Source organism: [Flexibacter] sp. ATCC 35103 (assembly GCF_001975985.1).
In the GTDB taxonomy this organism is placed as follows: Bacteria; Bacteroidota; Bacteroidia; order Flavobacteriales; family Flavobacteriaceae; genus Flavobacterium.
On sequence record NZ_MTQF01000001.1, the window covers coordinates 591597 to 610008 of the forward strand.

The window sequence follows — 18412 nt, forward strand, 5'->3', positions numbered from 1 at the left end:
TTCAATAAATATGTAATATTTTTTAAAATCTTAATTCAAAATAGCCTTTTGAATTAAGATTTTTTTATCTTTGAACGTTTTCAATTAACATGTAAAGTATTTCATATAAAAATGAATTTTTTCAAAAAAATATTTGGTTCAAGCGACACCTCTTCTGATGAAGAAAATGAAAGCGAGTATGGAGGGAATCACGCTCCGGACAGTCATTTATCTATAGATGAAAGATTCATTTTCAATTTCAAGAAAAATGGCGGTAAATTTTTGTATTGTGAAAACAAACAAGAAGTTGCAGAGCAATTTGAAAATATCTTAGAAGAAAATGACTGGTTCGAAAATGAAGTTTTATGTTATGAACCAGCTTTGTTTAGTTTATTAGAAGAAAATAAACTAACATATATTTCCCCTAGAAATCCTAAATTTTTACTGGCCACTTGCGAAAACCTAATTGCTGATGAAGGTTCTATCTTATTTTCATCAAAACAAATCAGGCAAGATAAACCAAACGAATTACCTGCAAATATTGTAATTATTGCTACGACAAGTCAATTGCAATTGATTAAAAGTGACGGCCTGAGCGCTATCAAAAGAAAATACGAAAGGGACTACCCTACTAATATTACCACCATAAAATATTTCGAAAAAGCAAAAGAGGAGGATTTTACACAATACGGAAGTGTTGCCAAAAATTTATATTTATTGCTCCTAGAAGATCTTTAAGATGAATGAAACACTTAAGAGAACCATTTCTGGTGCTGTTTATATCGCTTTACTATTAACTTCAATTTTGTTTTCTACAGAAAGCTTTATTATCCTTTTTGGTGTTTTTCTAGTGATTGCAACTTATGAATTTTCTAACTTGGCAGGAATCAATAAAGTTCTTTCTATTTTATTTGTTTCTTTATTTTATTCTACCGTTTCCTTGATTAGTTTTTACAGGATCGAAACCGAAAATTATCTTAATAAATTTTTAAAAGATAATATTGTATTTACTGTCGATACAGATCGATTATTTAGCATATTACTTATTATTACTTTATTTGTATCTATAAAATGTATTTTCTTTTTATTTGATGATACACAAACTATAAGCAGAGTATCTAAATACATTTATCTGATAGGATATATTATGCTTCCTTTTCTTTTTATCACTAAAATTTCTTTTGGTATAAAAGATTATAACCCAAAAATTATTATTGGCTTATTCATTTTAATCTGGACCAATGATACATTTGCCTATCTAGTTGGTAAATCGATTGGAAAACATAAGTTATTTGAACGCATTTCTCCTAAAAAAACAATAGAAGGATTTCTTGGCGGAGTCGTTTTTGCTGCTTTAGCAGGATTTTTAATTTCGAAATTTTATATTCAGCCAAATCCGGATTTCAGCAGCAAATCAATTTTAATCTGGACAATAATTGCTTTGATTGTAAGCATTTTTGGAACTATTGGAGATTTGATTGAATCAAAATTCAAAAGGATTGCCGGCGTAAAAGACAGCGGCGCAATAATGCCTGGTCACGGAGGTGTATTAGATCGATTAGATAGTGTTATATTTGTAGCACCAATTATATTTTTATTTTATCAAATTTTATATTATGTTTCATAAAGAAGGAGGCCCATCCATTTTATTAGGTACTGTTTTTGCAGTAGCTGTACTTTTAATTGCTGACAAATTCATTGATATTACATGGCTAAGAATGCTTGTTCAGATTGCCGGCGTAATAGTTTTGATTATTATTTTACAATTTTTTAGAAACCCTAAAAGAATTGCAATTAGAAACAGCGATCAGATTCTTGCTCCCGTTGATGGAAAAGTTGTAGTTATCGAAGAAGTTTATGAAGGAGAATATTTTAAAGATAAACGTTTACAGGTTTCTATCTTTATGTCTCCAATAAATGTTCACGTAACTCGTTATGCTATGGACGGAATTATAAAATTCAGCAAATACCATCCTGGTAAATTTTTAGTAGCCTGGCATCCAAAAGCAAGCGAAGAAAATGAAAGAACCACTGTGGTAATCGAAAATGAAACTTTTGGACAAATATTATACAGGCAAATTGCAGGTGCATTAGCACGAAGAATTGTAAATTATGCTCAGGAAGGCATGCAAGTTGTACAAGGTACAGATGCAGGTTTTATAAAATTTGGTTCAAGAGTAGATTTATTTTTACCTTTAGGTACACCTATTAATGTGGTATTAAACCAAAAAGCAATTGGCGGAAAAACTATTATTGCTACAAAAGCTTAATGATAGAAAAGGATTTAGATACTCGTTTTTCTGAGGCTGTAGAAACTGCATTAAAAATGACTCAGGCCTCACTGCCACAAGATGTGCAGTTACGCCTTTATGCCTATTACAAACAGGCAACTTTTGGAACTGCAGTCTACAATCAATCTGAAAATTTTGATTTAAGAGATGCTTTCAAAACAAATGCATGGATGCAAATTAGCCATATATCGATCGATGAAGCTAAAGAAAGCTATATTGAAATCATAAATTCACTAACAACAAAATAACTAACACTATGAAGAAAAACATTGTTCATTTCAGCATTTTGGCTTCATTTTCACTATTATTTTCTTGTAATGATAACAAGCTCACCGAAGTTGTAGAAGTTCCTTTACCAACCAAAGAAGAAAAGATAACGATAGGATCACCAAATGATGTCAAAGCAGATCCTGGTTCTTTTGAGATGACAAAGTTATCGTACTCTTATGATGGTTTAGCACCTGCAATTAGAACACTTACTTTAGAAACACATTATTCTAAACACTATTTAACGTATACAAACAATTTTAATAAAGAAATTGTAAATACTGAATTTGAAAATATGCCTATTGAAGATATCCTTAAAAAAATGGATCTCAGCAATGCAAAACTTCGTCAGAACGCTGGTGGCTATTATAATCATACTTTGTATTTCAATATTTTAACTCCTAAACAAGAAACTCCAAAAGATACTTTGGCAGGTTCTATCAATAAAGAGTTTGGTTCTTTTGCTAACCTTACAAATCAATTTAAGGGTCAGGCTACAAAGCAATTTGGTTCTGGATGGGTTTGGCTGGTTGTAGATAAAACAGGTAAACTACAGGTAACAACTACTGACAATCAAGATAATCCTTTAATGAAAAATGCCTTAATTCCCGGAACGCCAATTCTAGGAATCGATTTATGGGAACATGCATATTATCTGGATTACCAAAATAGAAAAGGAAGTTATATTGATGCTTTTTACGAACATATTAATTGGGAAAAAGTAAACGAAAATTACATAGAGGCTTTAAAGAAAGTCAAAAAAGTATATTTAAAGAGAAGCTGATACAAAACAAGTATCAGCTTTTTTTTGCTAAAGTTGCAAAAAATCATCATTATTAAACAAGCCATTATATTTTTATTTTCGTAATAAAAATCATACATTACAATTATTATATAAACACACAAAATTTTCTTTTCTAAAAATTTATGTGTTTAGTAAAATTGTAAAAAGCTTTGAAAACTAAAATTCTTCTCCTCTCATTTGTGATTCTTTTACTATTAGGATGCAAAAACAAAGAGAAATCTTTACCCGATTATTCGCTGGTAAATAAATCCCCGCAAAAGATACATTCTAATCCTTTTCTAGAATTTGATGTAAACGCAACTGCTGAATATTCATCTGAACAATTAGACAATGCAAATGGATTATCAAACAGTTCTGTAAATACTATTTTTCAGGATTCAGAAAATTTACTCTGGATTGGAACCTGGGATGGTTTAAACCGATATGATGGAAGTGATTTCAAAATATTCAGACCAGAATTAAATAATAAAAACAGCTTAACAAATCAGGTTATTGCTAAAATAGCAGAAGATGATGAAAACCAAATTTGGATCGTAACAATTCACGGAATAAATCGATACAATAAAAAAACAAATACGTTTAAGCAATATTATTTTGGAAGGGAAAATACTCCTCCCCTATCCGAATCTGAATTTAATATCGCTCTTAACTCTTCTAAAAAAGTATTTTGTGCTGTAAAAGATTGGGGAATTGGTTATTTTGATGGAAATAAATTTCAATTACTAAACTCGAATAAAATACCCAGCAAAGCTGTCGTTAAAATGGAATTCACGCAAACTGGTGATTTACTGGTTTTATTCGAAAATAATGAACTCTACGCTTTAAATTTTGAAAATGATAAAAAAGAAAAGAACAAAATTTCGTCTGTAAAATTGATTTCAGGCAAAATAAAATCATTTGAAATAATATCAAACCAAAAATTATTTGTTGTATCAATAACTGAAAATGCACATTTATATTCATCAGAAAACTATCAAATTGAAATATCGCTTAAAGAAAATGTAGAAAAAATTATTGGTAAATTTCCTGAAGGTATTGTAGCCTTAAATAAAACCGGCTATTTTATAATTGATTCTAAAGCGAATATCATAAATAACAATTGGCTTAAACATTTAAACCATCATAAAACAACCACATTAATTGCAGGAAACGAAAACATTATCTGGACTGGAACTGATGGTGATGGAATTTTTAAAATAAGTCAACATCAAAAAACATTTAACTTAATCTCTAAAACTCAGGTTCCAGAATTGAATGGCGCGATTGTCAGATCGTTTTTAGAGGCAAAAGACAACTCTTTTTGGATTGGCACTAAAGGAAAAGGTTTGTTTAGATTTTCTCCAAAATTTTATCTCAGTCGTGAAAAATTATTAGAATATAAAAATTTTAATGAAAGTAACAGTATTGTCAATAATGCTGTTTACTCATTGTGCGAAGGGCAAAGTAACTTGATTTTTATTGGTACAGACGGAAATGGCATAACCGTTTTTGATTTAGAAAAATCAGAAATAATTAGTTGGGCAACAATTATTGGGAGTGAAAATTGTGATGTTTTTAAATCGGTTTATTCTATTTATCAGGATAAAAATGGATTCATCTGGATTGGCACTAATGGTTACGGCATGATTAAGTGCAAGATTAACCGTTCAGGAGAAAAATTAAAAATCACTGAATTCAAAAAATATCTCACTACTAATAAAACAAATACATTAAGCAGCAATAATGTTTTTACAATTATTCCTAAAAATGAAAATCAATTGTGGATTGGTACACGATTGGGCGGATTAAATTTATTTGATAAAAAAACCGAGTCTTTCAGTACTTATAAAAATATTGAAAATGACCCGGAAAGCTTGTCAAACAATGATATTTTATGTTTAAAAACTGATGCTAAAAACAGACTTTGGGTTGGAACAAGCTTTGGCTTAAATCTACTGAAAAACATACATAAGGACGGACGGGCTGTATTCAAAAAATATACAACTGTTGATGGCCTTTCCAATAATACGATACACGGAATAATTTCTGATCAAAAAAATAATCTTTGGTTAAGTACTAATTTTGGTCTTTCGAAATTTAATTTAAGTGAATCGAAATTTACTAATTATACCAAAAATGACGGTCTTCAAAATAATGAATTTGCTGATGGGGCATTTTACAAAAATTTAAAATCTGAATTTATTTTTATGGGCGGAATAAAAGGTTTTAATTATTTTCTGCCACAAAAAATAAAAGAATCTACCATAATTCCCGATCTTTTTATTGATGAAATTAGTGGTCAGAACCAACCAATTCCTTATTATCAGGGATTAGTAATAAGACCTGATTCTAATACTTATCCTTCGATTGTTTTAAACCACAATCAGAACTTTTTTGACATCAAGCTGAGCGCTTTAACCTATATCAATACCGAAAAATGCCAATATGCTTATCAATTAATGAATTTTGATAAAAGCTGGAATACTATTAATAACCGACGAATTATTTCTTTTACAAATGTGCCTAAAGGAAATTATTCTTTATGGATAAAATGGTCGAATAGTGATGGCGTCTGGAGTAAACCCGTTCATGCTATTGATATTTGTGTTAAACCAGTATTCTGGCAATCAAATCTTGCTTTTATAATTTATTCTTTGTTGTTCTTAAGTTTTGCATTATTTGTACTTAGCTATTACAAAAAACGTCAATCGCTGACCCAGAATATTCTTTTTAGACAAAGAGAAAAAGAGCTTCATGAAAACAGACTTACCTTTTTTACCGATATTGCCCATGAATTTCAAACACCGCTAACATTAATTGTTGGACCTATTCAGAAACTTTCTGAAGCAACAAACCTCAACGAAAAAAATCAGAAGTTCATACAAATGATTCAACGAAATTCTTCTCGTTTATTATTCTTAACCCAACAATTACTTGAATTTAGAAAAGCTGAATATGATTATCTGGAAGTAACGGTGAAAAAATTTGATTTGGTCAATCTAATCGAACAAATTGCCGAATTGTTTGATGAATGGGCTTTAGATAAGAATATAGAATATAACCTCAACATCCCTCCTTCTTTACCGGGATGGTTTGACAAGGATAAGATTGAAAAAATAGTATTTAATATAATGTCGAATGCTTTTAAATATACGCCTGTAAATGGAAAAATAAATCTTAAGTTTTATATTAACAAGACTTCAAAAAAACTAAATATAACGATCACAAATACCGGAAAAGGAATTCCAAAAGAAGAATTAAACTCGTTGTTTACTCCATTTTTCTTAGCCGATACAAATACGAAGGAAACCGATAACAACATGTTCAGAACCGGAATTGGCCTGGCTTATGTAAAAAAACTAGTTGATGTTTTAAAGGGCGAAATACAGGTTACAAGTACGCTAAATAAAGAAACAACCTTTACGATATTATTGCCTTGCAGCAAAGATGCTTTTAGTCAAAAAGAATTAGATACTACAATAAGTCCTATTTTAATATCAAATCATTTAAAAAACATTCTTGAAGATAACCCAATTAATCTGGAACACATTCCAAATAAAGTTTTATCTCTGCAAGAGCTTGCTGATAATCGAAAAATAATATTGATTGTTGAGGACGAAAAAGACATTCATATACTCCTTGACCAGTTACTGAGCGAAAAGTATAAACTTATTGTAGCCTATAATGGTCTGGAAGCAATGCAAATCATAAAAGACGTATTACCGGACATCATTATTAGCGATGTAATGATGCCTTTTATGGATGGCGTTGAACTTTGCAAGAAAATCAAAACCAATCTTAGAACCTGCCATATTCCCTTTATTATGCTAACGGCAAAAAATTCTGTGATACATAGAATTGAAGGTATAGAAAGCGGTGCTAATTCATACATTCCAAAACCTTTTTACCCGGATCATCTCCTGATACGAATACAAAAGCTATTAGAAGAAAAAGAATTGATTGCAAAGTATTTTAAACAAGATACACTTACCGAAAATCTACCGAATCTTACTATAAATAACGAGGAAAAAGATTTTATAAAAAAAGTAATTGAACTGATTCGCCAAAATATCGACAATGAAAACCTCCAAAGTTTATTTATCGAAAAAGAATTAGGAATCAGCAACTCTCAATTGTATCGAAAAACGAAGCAACTTTTTGGTTTTACACCTGGCGATTTAATTCGTACTATTCGCTTAAAATATGCTGCCGAATTGTTAAGAAAAAATAAAGTAACAGTTTCAGAAGTATGTTATCAATCCGGCTTTAATAACCGATCTTATTTTTATCGTGAGTTTAAAAAACTATACGCTTTAACCCCAAAAAATTATCAGCTTAAATACAAATCAAAGAGCTGATAAATCACTAAACACCTGAATAACAATACCAAAAACAGCAGTGTACACTTTTGAAGAAATAGTGTACACACTTTCTTATACCTGCAAGTTAATTTTATAAACGATAATTAATTCAAACGTTATCGTAAAACCACAAAACAGAATTAACCTTAAAAAACTACACTAACTAGTAATTCAATTAACACTTCTTTATGATGATGAAAAAATTTATATTCAAATTATTCCTATTCGGAACAATTATGCTGGGCAGCTTTATGCATGCTCAAACTGTTAAAGGAACAGTCACTGATCTCGACGGTTTGATGCCACAAGTAAATGTAAACGAAAAAGGAACTTCAAATTACGCCATAACAGATTTTGACGGTAATTATACCATTAAAACTGCAAGCACAAATGCTATATTGATTTTCAGTTATATAGGATATCAAACTCAGGAAGTACCTGTAGCAGGTAAAAAAGAACTAAACGTTACGCTAACAACAGATACCAATACCTTAAACGAAGTTGTAATTGTAGGATATACAAGCGAAAAAAAATCTGCCATTACAAGCGCTGTTACCACAGTAGATATGGGCGAATTATCTAAAACAAAAGTTGCAGATGTGGGTCAGGCATTACAAGGTCAGGTTGCCGGTGTATCTGTTAGTTCCAGTTCAGGACAACCTGGCGATGGTATGGAAATTCGAATTAGAGGTGTAGGAACTTTAGGAAATAATGAGGTTCTTTATGTAGTTGACGGTGTTGCTACTCGTGATATCAATTTTTTAAACCAGTCAGATGTTAAGTCTATGACGGTTTTAAAAGATGCTGCTGCAACTGCTATTTATGGCTCACGTGCTGCTGGTGGCGTTATCCTTATCACAACCAAAAATGGATCAAAAGGAAAAACAAGTATTAATGCCGAATATTATACGGGAGTAAATTATGCAACAAACCTTCCTAAGGTTTTAAATAGCCATCAATATTTAAGTGTTTTAGATAAAGCATGGCATAATAGTACTGGGAATGCTTCTAGTGCAATAAGTCCATATCAAAAAGCAAAAAATGATGGATCTGTAAACGGAATTCCATTGGCGAATACGGATTGGCTGGATCAATTATTTACAACTGGACAAACAACAAATTTTCAACTTTCGGCCAGTGGCGGAAATGAAACTACTCAATATTTAATTTCCGGTGGTTATTTTGCCCAAAAAGGAATTATTGTTGGAGACAATAACAAATACGAGCGTATTAATTTTAGAACCAATGTCAATTCTACCCTTTCTGAACGTTTAAAAGTTGGAACAAATATCCAGATTACAAATAGCACAAAAGATAAATTATCATCAAGCGGTGATGAAATGGGTGTAATTCGTTTTGCCATGTTTCGACCTTCAATTTTTGGAGTTTATAAAGACATAAACGATCCTACTTATTCGGCAGCAAATCCCTATACAGATTTACCTTTTTATTTAAGTAAAGATGGCACAAACGGATGGAGTCATGATTATGACACAGCTATGAACCCAATTGCAATTGCCAACCTTATAGATAACAAACAGACTGCTTTTAGGGTTTTTGGAAATCTATACGCTGAATATGCTCTTTTAAGCGACAAATCATTAAAATTCAGAAGTAGTTTTGGAGCTGACATCATTTTTACCCATGACAAAAAATTCAGTCAGAATTTTGGTGATGATGATGGCGGAGATTCACTATATCCGGGACAAGGAAGAATAAACAGACCTTCGACGCTTACGGATGATATGGCGCAGGAAATGACTTTTACTTTTAGCAATACTTTGAATTATGTAAAAACACTTAACGAAAAACATAGTATTAATGCATTATTAGGGACTGAAAATATTATGAATAATCGTGATAATGTAGGAGGTTCAAGAAATAATTATGATAATACTACAGATGCTTTTCGTTATTTGGATTACGGAGGATTAAATGTAAATAACAATGCAAGCGGTACTAACTCTAGTTGGTCATTAGTTTCTTTCTTCGCTTCTGGTACATATGGGTATGACAACAAATATTATGCTTCAGGAACTATTAGAGCCGATGGTTCTTCTCGTTTTGGCCCAAGTAATAAATGGGGTTATTTTCCATCCGTTTCAGGAGGATGGGTTATATCTAAAGAGAAATTCATGGAAAAAGCAGATTGGATTACCAACTTAAAATTAAGAGCGAGCTGGGGACAATCCGGTAATCAGGAAATACCAAATAACACTTATCAAACACTGGTTTCTCAGGCAAATGATAATGTCAAAATTATCCGTTATGGAAATCCCGATATAAAATGGGAAACCACAACTCAAACAGATTTTGGTTTAGATTTAAGTATCTTAAAAAATAAATTATCTATAACCACTGATTATTTTGATAAAACAACCAAAGATATTCTATTAACCGTGGGCTTGCCCGCTGTGACTGTAGGAGTTATTGAATCTACCTATGTAAATGCGGGAGTAGTTAGTAATAAAGGATTTGAATTTGGAGCTAATTTCCAAAATAATGACAACGCTTTTAAATACAGCTTAAGCGGAAATTTCACGACACTAACCAATAGAGTTGAAGCTTTACAACAATATATCAAGAATATTGAAGACCTGAAAATGGGTACAAGAACCGTTGTTGGACAACCAATAAACTCTTATTACGGGTATGTATTTGATGGAATTTACCAAAACTCAGCAGAAATAAATTCCCAATTATACAGCAATACAAATGGTGTGGTTCCTGGAGATATGAAGTTTAAGGACTTAAATGGTGACGGTCAGATAAATGCTGACGATAAAACTTTTATAGGAAACCCTATTCCAAAATTTACTTATGGTTTTGCATTAAATGCCAGTTATAAAAACTTTGACATTTCTGCACTTTTTCAAGGTGTAGAAGGTATTGATCGCTATAATAATTCAAGACAAGTTACAACTTACAGCACAAAGTTACCACTTAACTCCAGTGCTGAGATACTAAATGCCTGGGACGGAGAAGGAAGTACTAATACAATACCAAGAGTAACTTTTAATTCGAATGGAGGCGGGCAAATGTCCAGTGCTTTTATAGAAGATGCTTCTTATTTGAGACTAAAAAATATTGAGATTGGATATACTTTCAATCCGGAAATAATGGGAACTGCCAATCTTCGCATTTACATGTCAGGACAAAACATCTTTACGGTTACAAAATATACCGGTTTTGATCCGGAATCTACTTCTTTGATTGACATGGGAACTTACCCGCAATCGAAATCATTTATTCTTGGGCTGAAATTAAATTTATAAAAAAATAATCATGAAATATTTAAAAATAGCAACACTGTTTCTTGGATTTGCAGCCTTAACGAGTTGTGATGACGAATTAACGATAGATCCTGTGGGATTACAAACGGATGAACAAATCAATACAACTCCTACTGTTAGAGCCGTAGAAAATTCCGTAAGTTCCTCTTATTTAATGTTATCCAATACATTGAACATAATGGGAAATTGGGATTGGATCAACGGACTTGTAACCAATAATGATATTATCCTGCAAGACGTAGCATCTGATGATATGCAAAAAACCTGGATTTCTAACTCTGACCAGCCCTGGATGGATGAATTGGATAATTTTACTTATACTTCTAGTAATGGCGGATTAAACGGAGCGTGGAAATACAATTATGAAGGGATAAAAAGAGTAAATATTGCGCTTGATTTTCTCCTAAATCCAAACATTGAAACCATTACAGGAATAAGTACAGAGAGAAAAAACCAATTATTAGGAGAAGCTTATTTTTTACGTTCTTTTTACTATTTCACCTTAGTGAATGATTTTGGAGATGTTCCTTTAATTCTGGAAACTGTAAAAACATATCAGGAAGCATTTGATAAAGCTGTTAGGGCTCCCAAAGCAGAAATATGGAAACAAATTGATACCGATTTGGCATTGGCAAAAGCATTATTACCTAACGAAAAGTATATTACAGACAGTGAAAAATGGAGAGTAACAAAAGGAGCTGTGATAACCTTACAGGCAAAATCAGCATTGTACAACCAGAAATGGACAGAAGTAATTGCAACTGTAAATGAACTGCAAGGACTTGGATTTTATTCTTTGAATGCTAACTACTTTGACAACTTTAGTACCGAAACAGAATTTAAAGATAATGAAGTTATTTTTTCTTTTGACCATCAAAGCTATGTAATTCCAGCAAGAGGAAACGGATATTGCGCATTATTAAATTGGGGATTTTTTGCCCCAACAACCAATTTCTTAAATTCATTTGAACCTAATGACCCCAGAAAAGCATACACAGTAAATGCAGATCAAAAATGGGTAAACAAAATACTAGGAACAATAAACGGAGATAATAGAGGAAATGATCAGTCACCTAGTAATAAAGTCTTCTTTCGTATGGCTGATGTGTTGCTTTGGAAAGCCGAAGCGCTGAATGAAACCGGAGACTATTCCGGAGCAATAGCAATAATCAATCAAATAAGAACAAGAGCGAGAACGACCATTACGGTATCAGGCACAATTCCTCCTGCAGGAACTTTGCCAAACCGACCATCATCATCAGATAAAAACACGATAAAAGACTGGCTAATATCTGAAAGAAGAGCCGAATTAGGTTTTGAAAACCAAAGAATGATGGATTTAAAAAGATGGGGAATCGTAAAAGAGGTTATGAAAGCAAATGGAAAAAATTTCCAGGATAAGAATATGCTGTATCCAATCCCGCAATCAGAAATCGATAAAACAGCAGGTAAACTAACACAGAATCCAGGATATTAATTTAAATAAAAGTTAACTTCTGTTCTTACAAAAGAAAATTGTGTTACCTTTTTATTTACAACAACTTAGCACTAAAAAAAATGAAAGATATAGCAAAACGTTTTACAGATAACCCCTTATTATCACCTAAAGATATTCCTGCAAGCACAGAAGGATTAGAAATTACCTGTTTATTGAATCCGGGTGTATTTCAATATCAAAATAAAACCTGGTTAGTGGTACGTGTAGCCGAAAGACCAAAGCAAAAAGACGGTATCATTTCTTTTCCTATATTAACAGAAACTGGTGCTATCAAAATCATTGAAATCCAAAAAGAAGATCCAGAATTAATAGCTACAGACGCAAGAGTAATTAATTATAAAGGTGTTGATTACTTAACGACACTTTCTCACTTGCGCCTATTGTGCAGCGAAGACGGACATAATTTTTATGAACCTGAAAATTACCCTTCTTTAGTGGGTGAAGGTATGCTGGAAACTTTTGGAATAGAAGATTGTCGTGTTGCTTTAGTCGAAGGAACGTATTATTTGACCTTTTCTTCTGTATCAGATAATGGTGTTGGTGTTGGTTTACGCACAACCACCAATTGGAAAGACTTTACAAAACACGGCATGATATTACCGGCGCATAATAAGGATTGTGCCATTTTTGAAGAAAAAATAAACGGATTATTTTATGCTTTACATCGCCCAAGCAGCGTAGATATAGGTGGAAATTATATCTGGTTGGCTTCGTCTCCTGATGGTATTCATTGGGGAAATCACCATTGTATTATTAAAACAAGAAAAGGACTTTGGGACAGTAAAAGGGTTGGTGCCGGAGCTGCTCCTATAAAAACAGATAAAGGCTGGTTAGAAATTTATCATGGAGCCAATGAAAATCATCAATATTGTTTAGGTGCTTTTTTAATGGATTTAAAAGATCCGTCGAAAGTAATTGCAAGAACGGAGCAGCCTATAATGGTTCCTACTACAGAATATGAATTAAGCGGATTTTTTGGAAACGTAGTATTCACCAACGGTCATGTTGTAGAACCAGACGGAGATACACTTACCATTTATTACGGAGCTTCGGATGAATTTGTTTGTGGTGCTCAATTTTCTATTAAAGAAATCCTTTTACTTCTAAAAACCAGCTAATGTTTAAAAAACTTATATCAGAAATTGACCATTTTAAAAGCCAAACCCATAATTTTCGTATCCTAATTTTCACCAATCTGGTTTATGCACTGGTATTACCTGTAATCGATATTTTTGTTGCCGCCTATATTATGAGGAATTCAAATGATACCTCAAAAGTTGTTATTTATCAACTCGCCATTTATACCGGGATTCCACTTACGTTTTTATTAAATGGTTTCTTATTGAAGCACTTTAATATTCGAAAACTATATTCAATAGGGATGATGCTTAGTGGTGTTTCCATGATTATCATGATGTCATTAAAAACATTAGATCTCACCGGTATTGGCATAGCAGGAATCACAATGGGACTTTCGTTTGGTTTGTATTGGTCTAATCGTGATTATCTGGCTTTAGCAATTACAAACGATGAAAATCGTAATTATTACTATGGTTTAGAAACTTTTATTTACACCATTATTGCCATTGCAATACCAGCAACAATTGGTTGGTTTATTCAGTCTAAAACGGGCGAAGACCAAAAACATCAGGCCTATGTTATAATCACCGGAATTGTTTTTCTGATTACGATCATGGCCTCAATAGTTTGTTATAGAGGGAAATTTGAAAATCCGATGCAAAAAAAGTACATCTTTTTTAAGTTTCATCCTTTATGGTATAAATTACTATCTCTGGCAACTTTTAAAGGTTTAGCACAAGGTTTTCTGGTGACGGCTCCTGCAATGCTTATTTTTAAAATTCTGGGAGAAGAAGGCGCATTAGGACAAGCCCAATCTATTGGAGCCATTTTGGCTGCCATTATTATTTATTTTATTGGCCGTTTTTCTAAACCGTCAGATCGAATCAAGACCTTTTCAGTGGGATTAATTCTATTTGCTTTAGGGGCTTGCATCAACGGAATATTGTTTGACAAAACAGGAGTTATCATCTTTTTATTGCTTTTACTTATCGCAAAACCTCTAATGGATTTAGCCTACTTCCCTATTCAGCTTAAAGTAATTGATATTGTATCTCGTATCGAAAAAAGAGGTGAGTTTACTTATATCCTGAATCACGAAGCTGGTTTATACATTGGAAGACTTCTAGGTGCAGGAACCTTTTTAACTTTATATTATGCCGTTTCTGAAGATTTTGCCCTAAGATATGCCATCGGAATTATTGCTTTGCTACAATTATGTTCCATTTTTATTAGCAAAAAAATTATCAAACAAGGAATCGAGCTTTCACCGGAAGAAAAGACAGAGCCAAAAGTTTTGGATGAGGTGGCAGTAAAATTACTTTAAAACAAAAAATCAATAAAATGAATACGTTTATAAAAATTATAACTTCGTTTCTGTTAGTATTTAGTTTAAATGCAACAGCACAAGTACAACAACAAAACATTCCTCGCGTAGACCAAATGCCGAATCTACCCCAGCCTTTAAAAATCATCGATTATAAAAAACTGGCTTTAGACTTTGATAAAACCATTTATGATTTTAATGCCAAAGGTAAATTTTGGCCAATGGTATGGATGGATGAGACCCAGAAAAATTTCCCGCAAAAAGTTGTGGGATTGTATACAGCTGTAGCCGATGTAAGACAAGGACCTGATCATAACAACGGAATGTTTCATGAAGCGCTCGCAACAATGGGAGCAACTTTAGGGGCAACATTGGTTGGAATCGACAAAAACCAGCCAAACCTTAACTATGTTGGAATGCTTAAAAACTATTTCAACAAAGAAACCAACTGGAATATTATGATGAATAATACTTGCCCGGAAGTTGCTTTGTTAGGCGGCGGTTATGGTCGTGATTGGTGGTATGACGTATATCCTAATCTTTTGTTCTTTGCCGTTTATGACCAATATCCTAACGAACCTGGATTTGCTGAAATTGCCCGAACTATTGCTGATAAATTTTATGAAGCTGATGTAATTTTAAATGGGAATTATGATTATTCTTATTTTGATTATAATAAAATGACGCCAATGACCAACCATATCTGTACGCAACCTGACGCAGCAGCGGGACATGCCTGGGTATTGTATATGGCGTATAAGAAATTTGGAGATGCTAAGTATTTAAAGGGAGCAAAAAGTGCATTAGCCGCTTTAGAATCGCAATCAAAAAATCCTACTTATGAAGTTTTAATGCCTTTTGGAGCTTATTTAGCCGCAAGAATTAATGCCGAAGAAGGCGCAAAATACAACACAAACAAAATGCTCGACTGGACATTTGACGGAACACCTATTTGTCGTGAAGGTTGGGGAGCTTTAGTAGGGAATTGGAATGGTTATGATATATCAGGAACTTTTGGAAGTACAGTAGATCACGGTGGTTATGGCTTCCTGATGAATACTTATGATGCTGCCTGGCCATTAGTGCCAATGGTAAGATACGATCAATCGTATGCAACTGCTATAGGAAAATGGATGTTGAACGCTGCAAATGCTTCTCGTTTTTTCTACCCACAATACATGCCAAAAGAACACCAGACTATTCCTGAACTTGCCGAAGTTACCAAAGGCGTAATTGGTTACGAAGGTATCATTAAACAATCTAGTTATAAAGAATATGAAAATCTAAAAGGCCCTGTTGCTCAAGGTGACGGTCCGCTTTGGGTATTGGGCGAAAATCCAAAAGAATCTCAATTTAGCGTTTATGGAAGTGGTCATGTTGGCATCTTCGGAAGCATTATTCAGGCTACAAATGTTACAGGAATTTTGCAACTTGATTTATTAGTAACAGATTTCTATCATGATAAAGCTTATCCTTCATACTTATACTATAATCCATATACAACAAGTAAAACTGTTACTATAAAAACTGAAAAGGGCAAAAAAGTAGATTTATACAACACCGTTTCCGGAGCTTTTATAGCCCGAAATGTTTCATCTTCCTCTAAAATAAAAATTGATCCATTAAATGCTGCTGTAATTGTAGTTATTCCGTCAAGTGGAAAAATAACATATGAAGGCGAAAAAATGCTAGTTGATGGCATTATCATAGATTATAAATCACAACAAAAAAAGTAGTTTATTGCTAAATTCTCGCGCAAAGACGCAGAGTCGCTAAATCAAGCATTACAAGCTATTTTCTTTGTGACTCTGCGTCTTTGCGCGAATAAACAATGCTATTATAACCTAACAAGACAATAAGTATTATGAAATATAAGCTATTCAATTGTACCTTCTTTTTTCTGCTAATGCTGAATATAAACACAATAAATGCCCAAAAAAAAGCAGACCAAAAATGGTGGAAAGAAACTGTTTTTTATCAAATCTATATGCCCAGTTATGCAGATAGCAATGGCGACGGATATGGCGATTTTAAAGGAATGACACAAAAACTGGATTACTTAGAAAATCTGGGTATAAAAGGTATTTGGCTTACTCCTTTTCTCAAGTCTCCAAAAGTGGATAACGGTTATGATGTTGCTGATTATTATGAAGTTGATCCTACATACGGAAACAAAGCTGACTTTGATACTTTTCTGAATGAAGCACACAAACGAGACATTAAAGTAATTATAGATATGGTTTTTAATCATACTTCTACAGATAGCAAATGGTTTCAGGAATCCAGAAAATCAAAGGATAATCCGTATCGTGATTATTATATTTGGAAAGACGAACCTAATAACTGGGAATCTTTTTTTGGAGGAACAGCCTGGGAAAAAGACACTCTTACCAATCAATATTATTATCATAAATTTGATAAAAGAATGGCTGATCTTAACTGGTCGAATCCAAAAGTAGTTACCGAAATTCAGAATGTTTTGCGTTTTTGGCTTGATGCCGGTGTAGACGGTTTCCGATTAGATGTAATTAACTTTTTGACCACCAACGGAATCACACAAGATAATCCGATGAAAGACGGAAAACAAGATCACATTAATGATATTGATCAGGAAGGCGTAAAAAATGCCATGCGCATTATAAAATCTACCGTAAGCGAATATGACAATCGTTTTATTGTGGGTGAAATAGGAAGCGATAAAATCGAAGTTTTAAAACAATACCAATCACAGGATTTATTAGATGTCGTTTTTAATTTTAATTTTGGAAGCATAAAAGAATTTTCGACACAACGCATTTTCGATGAATTGCAAAGCATGGAAAAAAACATGAACAATTATCCAACTCTGTTTTTTGGAAGTCACGATATGCCAAGAATGATCGATCGATTAGCAAATGGTAATGTGGACAAAGCAACAGCATTGACCGCTTTGATTCTTACTGCAAAAGGAGTTCCGTTTATTTACTATGGCGAAGAAATTGGCATGCACAATATTATCGCCCAAAACATTGGCGAAATGGTCGATATACAAGGAAGAACGCATTATCAATTGGCAATTGCAGCAGGCAAAAATGATAAAGAAGCACTTCTTGAAGGCAATGAACACAATCGCGATAAATCACGCAGTCCAATGCAATGGAATTCAGATGCTTTTGCTGGATTTTCTAAAGAAAAAGCCTGGATTAAAACCAACCCGGATTATAAAAAAATAAATGTTGCCGTTTTAGGACTCCAAAAAAATTCTATTCTTAACAGTTATAAAAAACTTATCGCTTTAAGAAATAAGGAAAAAGTTTTACAATATGGAACTTATGAAAGCCTTGAATCTTCAAAAGATCAAATTTCATTTACAAGATCTTTCAAAGGTGAAAAAATTACCGTTATTATCAACTTTGGTTTAAAAAAGGAAGTCCAAATACCCAAGAATGCTAAAATAGTAATGGGAAGTAAACTTCTAAAATCAAATAGCTTTATTATTTATAAAAATTAGCTCTTCGAAACCTTGTAAGACTAGAATTCACAAAGCAAAACCGAC

General features: G+C 32.8%; 12 protein-coding genes. All 12 read left to right on the plus strand.

Annotated features, from left to right (window positions below; genetic code table 11):
• Window positions 1–111 precede the first annotated feature (111 nt).
• The 12 genes from BXU01_RS02465 (at window position 112) to BXU01_RS02520 (ending at window position 18367) form a co-directional block, all read left to right on the plus strand.
• Entirely contained in the window at window positions 112–717 is a 606-nt protein-coding gene (locus BXU01_RS02465) for a hypothetical protein (RefSeq protein WP_055098061.1), read from the plus strand.
• 1 nt (window position 718) lies between these two features.
• Window positions 719–1606, plus strand: a complete 888-nt coding sequence (locus BXU01_RS02470) for a phosphatidate cytidylyltransferase (RefSeq protein ID WP_083691541.1) — start codon at window positions 719–721, stop codon at window positions 1604–1606.
• Window positions 1596–2249, plus strand: coding sequence for a phosphatidylserine decarboxylase family protein (locus BXU01_RS02475; RefSeq protein WP_055098064.1), 654 nt, complete (start codon window positions 1596–1598; stop codon window positions 2247–2249). The genes BXU01_RS02470 and BXU01_RS02475 overlap by 11 nt, the downstream gene beginning before the upstream one ends.
• Entirely contained in the window at window positions 2249–2518 is a 270-nt protein-coding gene (locus BXU01_RS02480; RefSeq protein WP_083691542.1) for an acyl-CoA-binding protein, read from the plus strand. The genes BXU01_RS02475 and BXU01_RS02480 overlap by 1 nt, the downstream gene beginning before the upstream one ends.
• Before the next feature lie 8 nt (window positions 2519–2526).
• Window positions 2527–3321, plus strand: coding sequence for a superoxide dismutase (locus tag BXU01_RS02485; RefSeq protein WP_083691543.1), 795 nt, complete (start codon window positions 2527–2529; stop codon window positions 3319–3321).
• A gap of 170 nt (window positions 3322–3491) precedes the next feature.
• On the plus strand, window positions 3492–7679 hold the full coding sequence (locus BXU01_RS02490; protein ID WP_083691544.1) for a hybrid sensor histidine kinase/response regulator transcription factor: 4188 nt from the start codon (window positions 3492–3494) through the stop codon (window positions 7677–7679).
• Window positions 7680–7870: 191 nt separating this feature from the next.
• Window positions 7871–10957 carry a TonB-dependent receptor gene (locus BXU01_RS02495; RefSeq protein ID WP_083691545.1) on the plus strand — a complete coding sequence of 1029 codons (3087 nt, stop codon included), beginning with the start codon at window positions 7871–7873 and terminating at the stop codon, window positions 10955–10957.
• Window positions 10958–10967: 10 nt separating this feature from the next.
• Window positions 10968–12452 (plus strand): RagB/SusD family nutrient uptake outer membrane protein, encoded by a 1485-nt coding sequence (locus BXU01_RS02500; protein ID WP_083691546.1) that lies wholly within the window; start codon window positions 10968–10970, stop codon window positions 12450–12452.
• Between the two features lie 80 nt (window positions 12453–12532).
• The gene (locus BXU01_RS02505; protein WP_083691547.1) at window positions 12533–13591 is read left to right on the plus strand and encodes a glycoside hydrolase family 130 protein; all 1059 of its coding nucleotides are present in this window, start codon (window positions 12533–12535) and stop codon (window positions 13589–13591) included.
• A complete protein-coding gene (locus BXU01_RS02510) occupies window positions 13591–14877 on the plus strand; it encodes an MFS transporter (protein WP_083691548.1) in 1287 nt (428 codons plus the stop codon). Before BXU01_RS02505 ends, BXU01_RS02510 begins: the two co-directional genes overlap by 1 nt.
• Window positions 14878–14894: 17 nt before the next feature.
• Complete coding sequence (locus BXU01_RS02515; RefSeq protein WP_083691549.1) at window positions 14895–16613, plus strand: hypothetical protein; 1719 nt, start codon at window positions 14895–14897, stop codon at window positions 16611–16613.
• A 128-nt stretch (window positions 16614–16741) separates the two neighbouring features.
• A complete protein-coding gene (locus BXU01_RS02520) occupies window positions 16742–18367 on the plus strand; it encodes an alpha-glucosidase (protein ID WP_255373690.1) in 1626 nt (541 codons plus the stop codon).
• The last annotated feature ends 45 nt before the right edge of the window (window positions 18368–18412 follow it).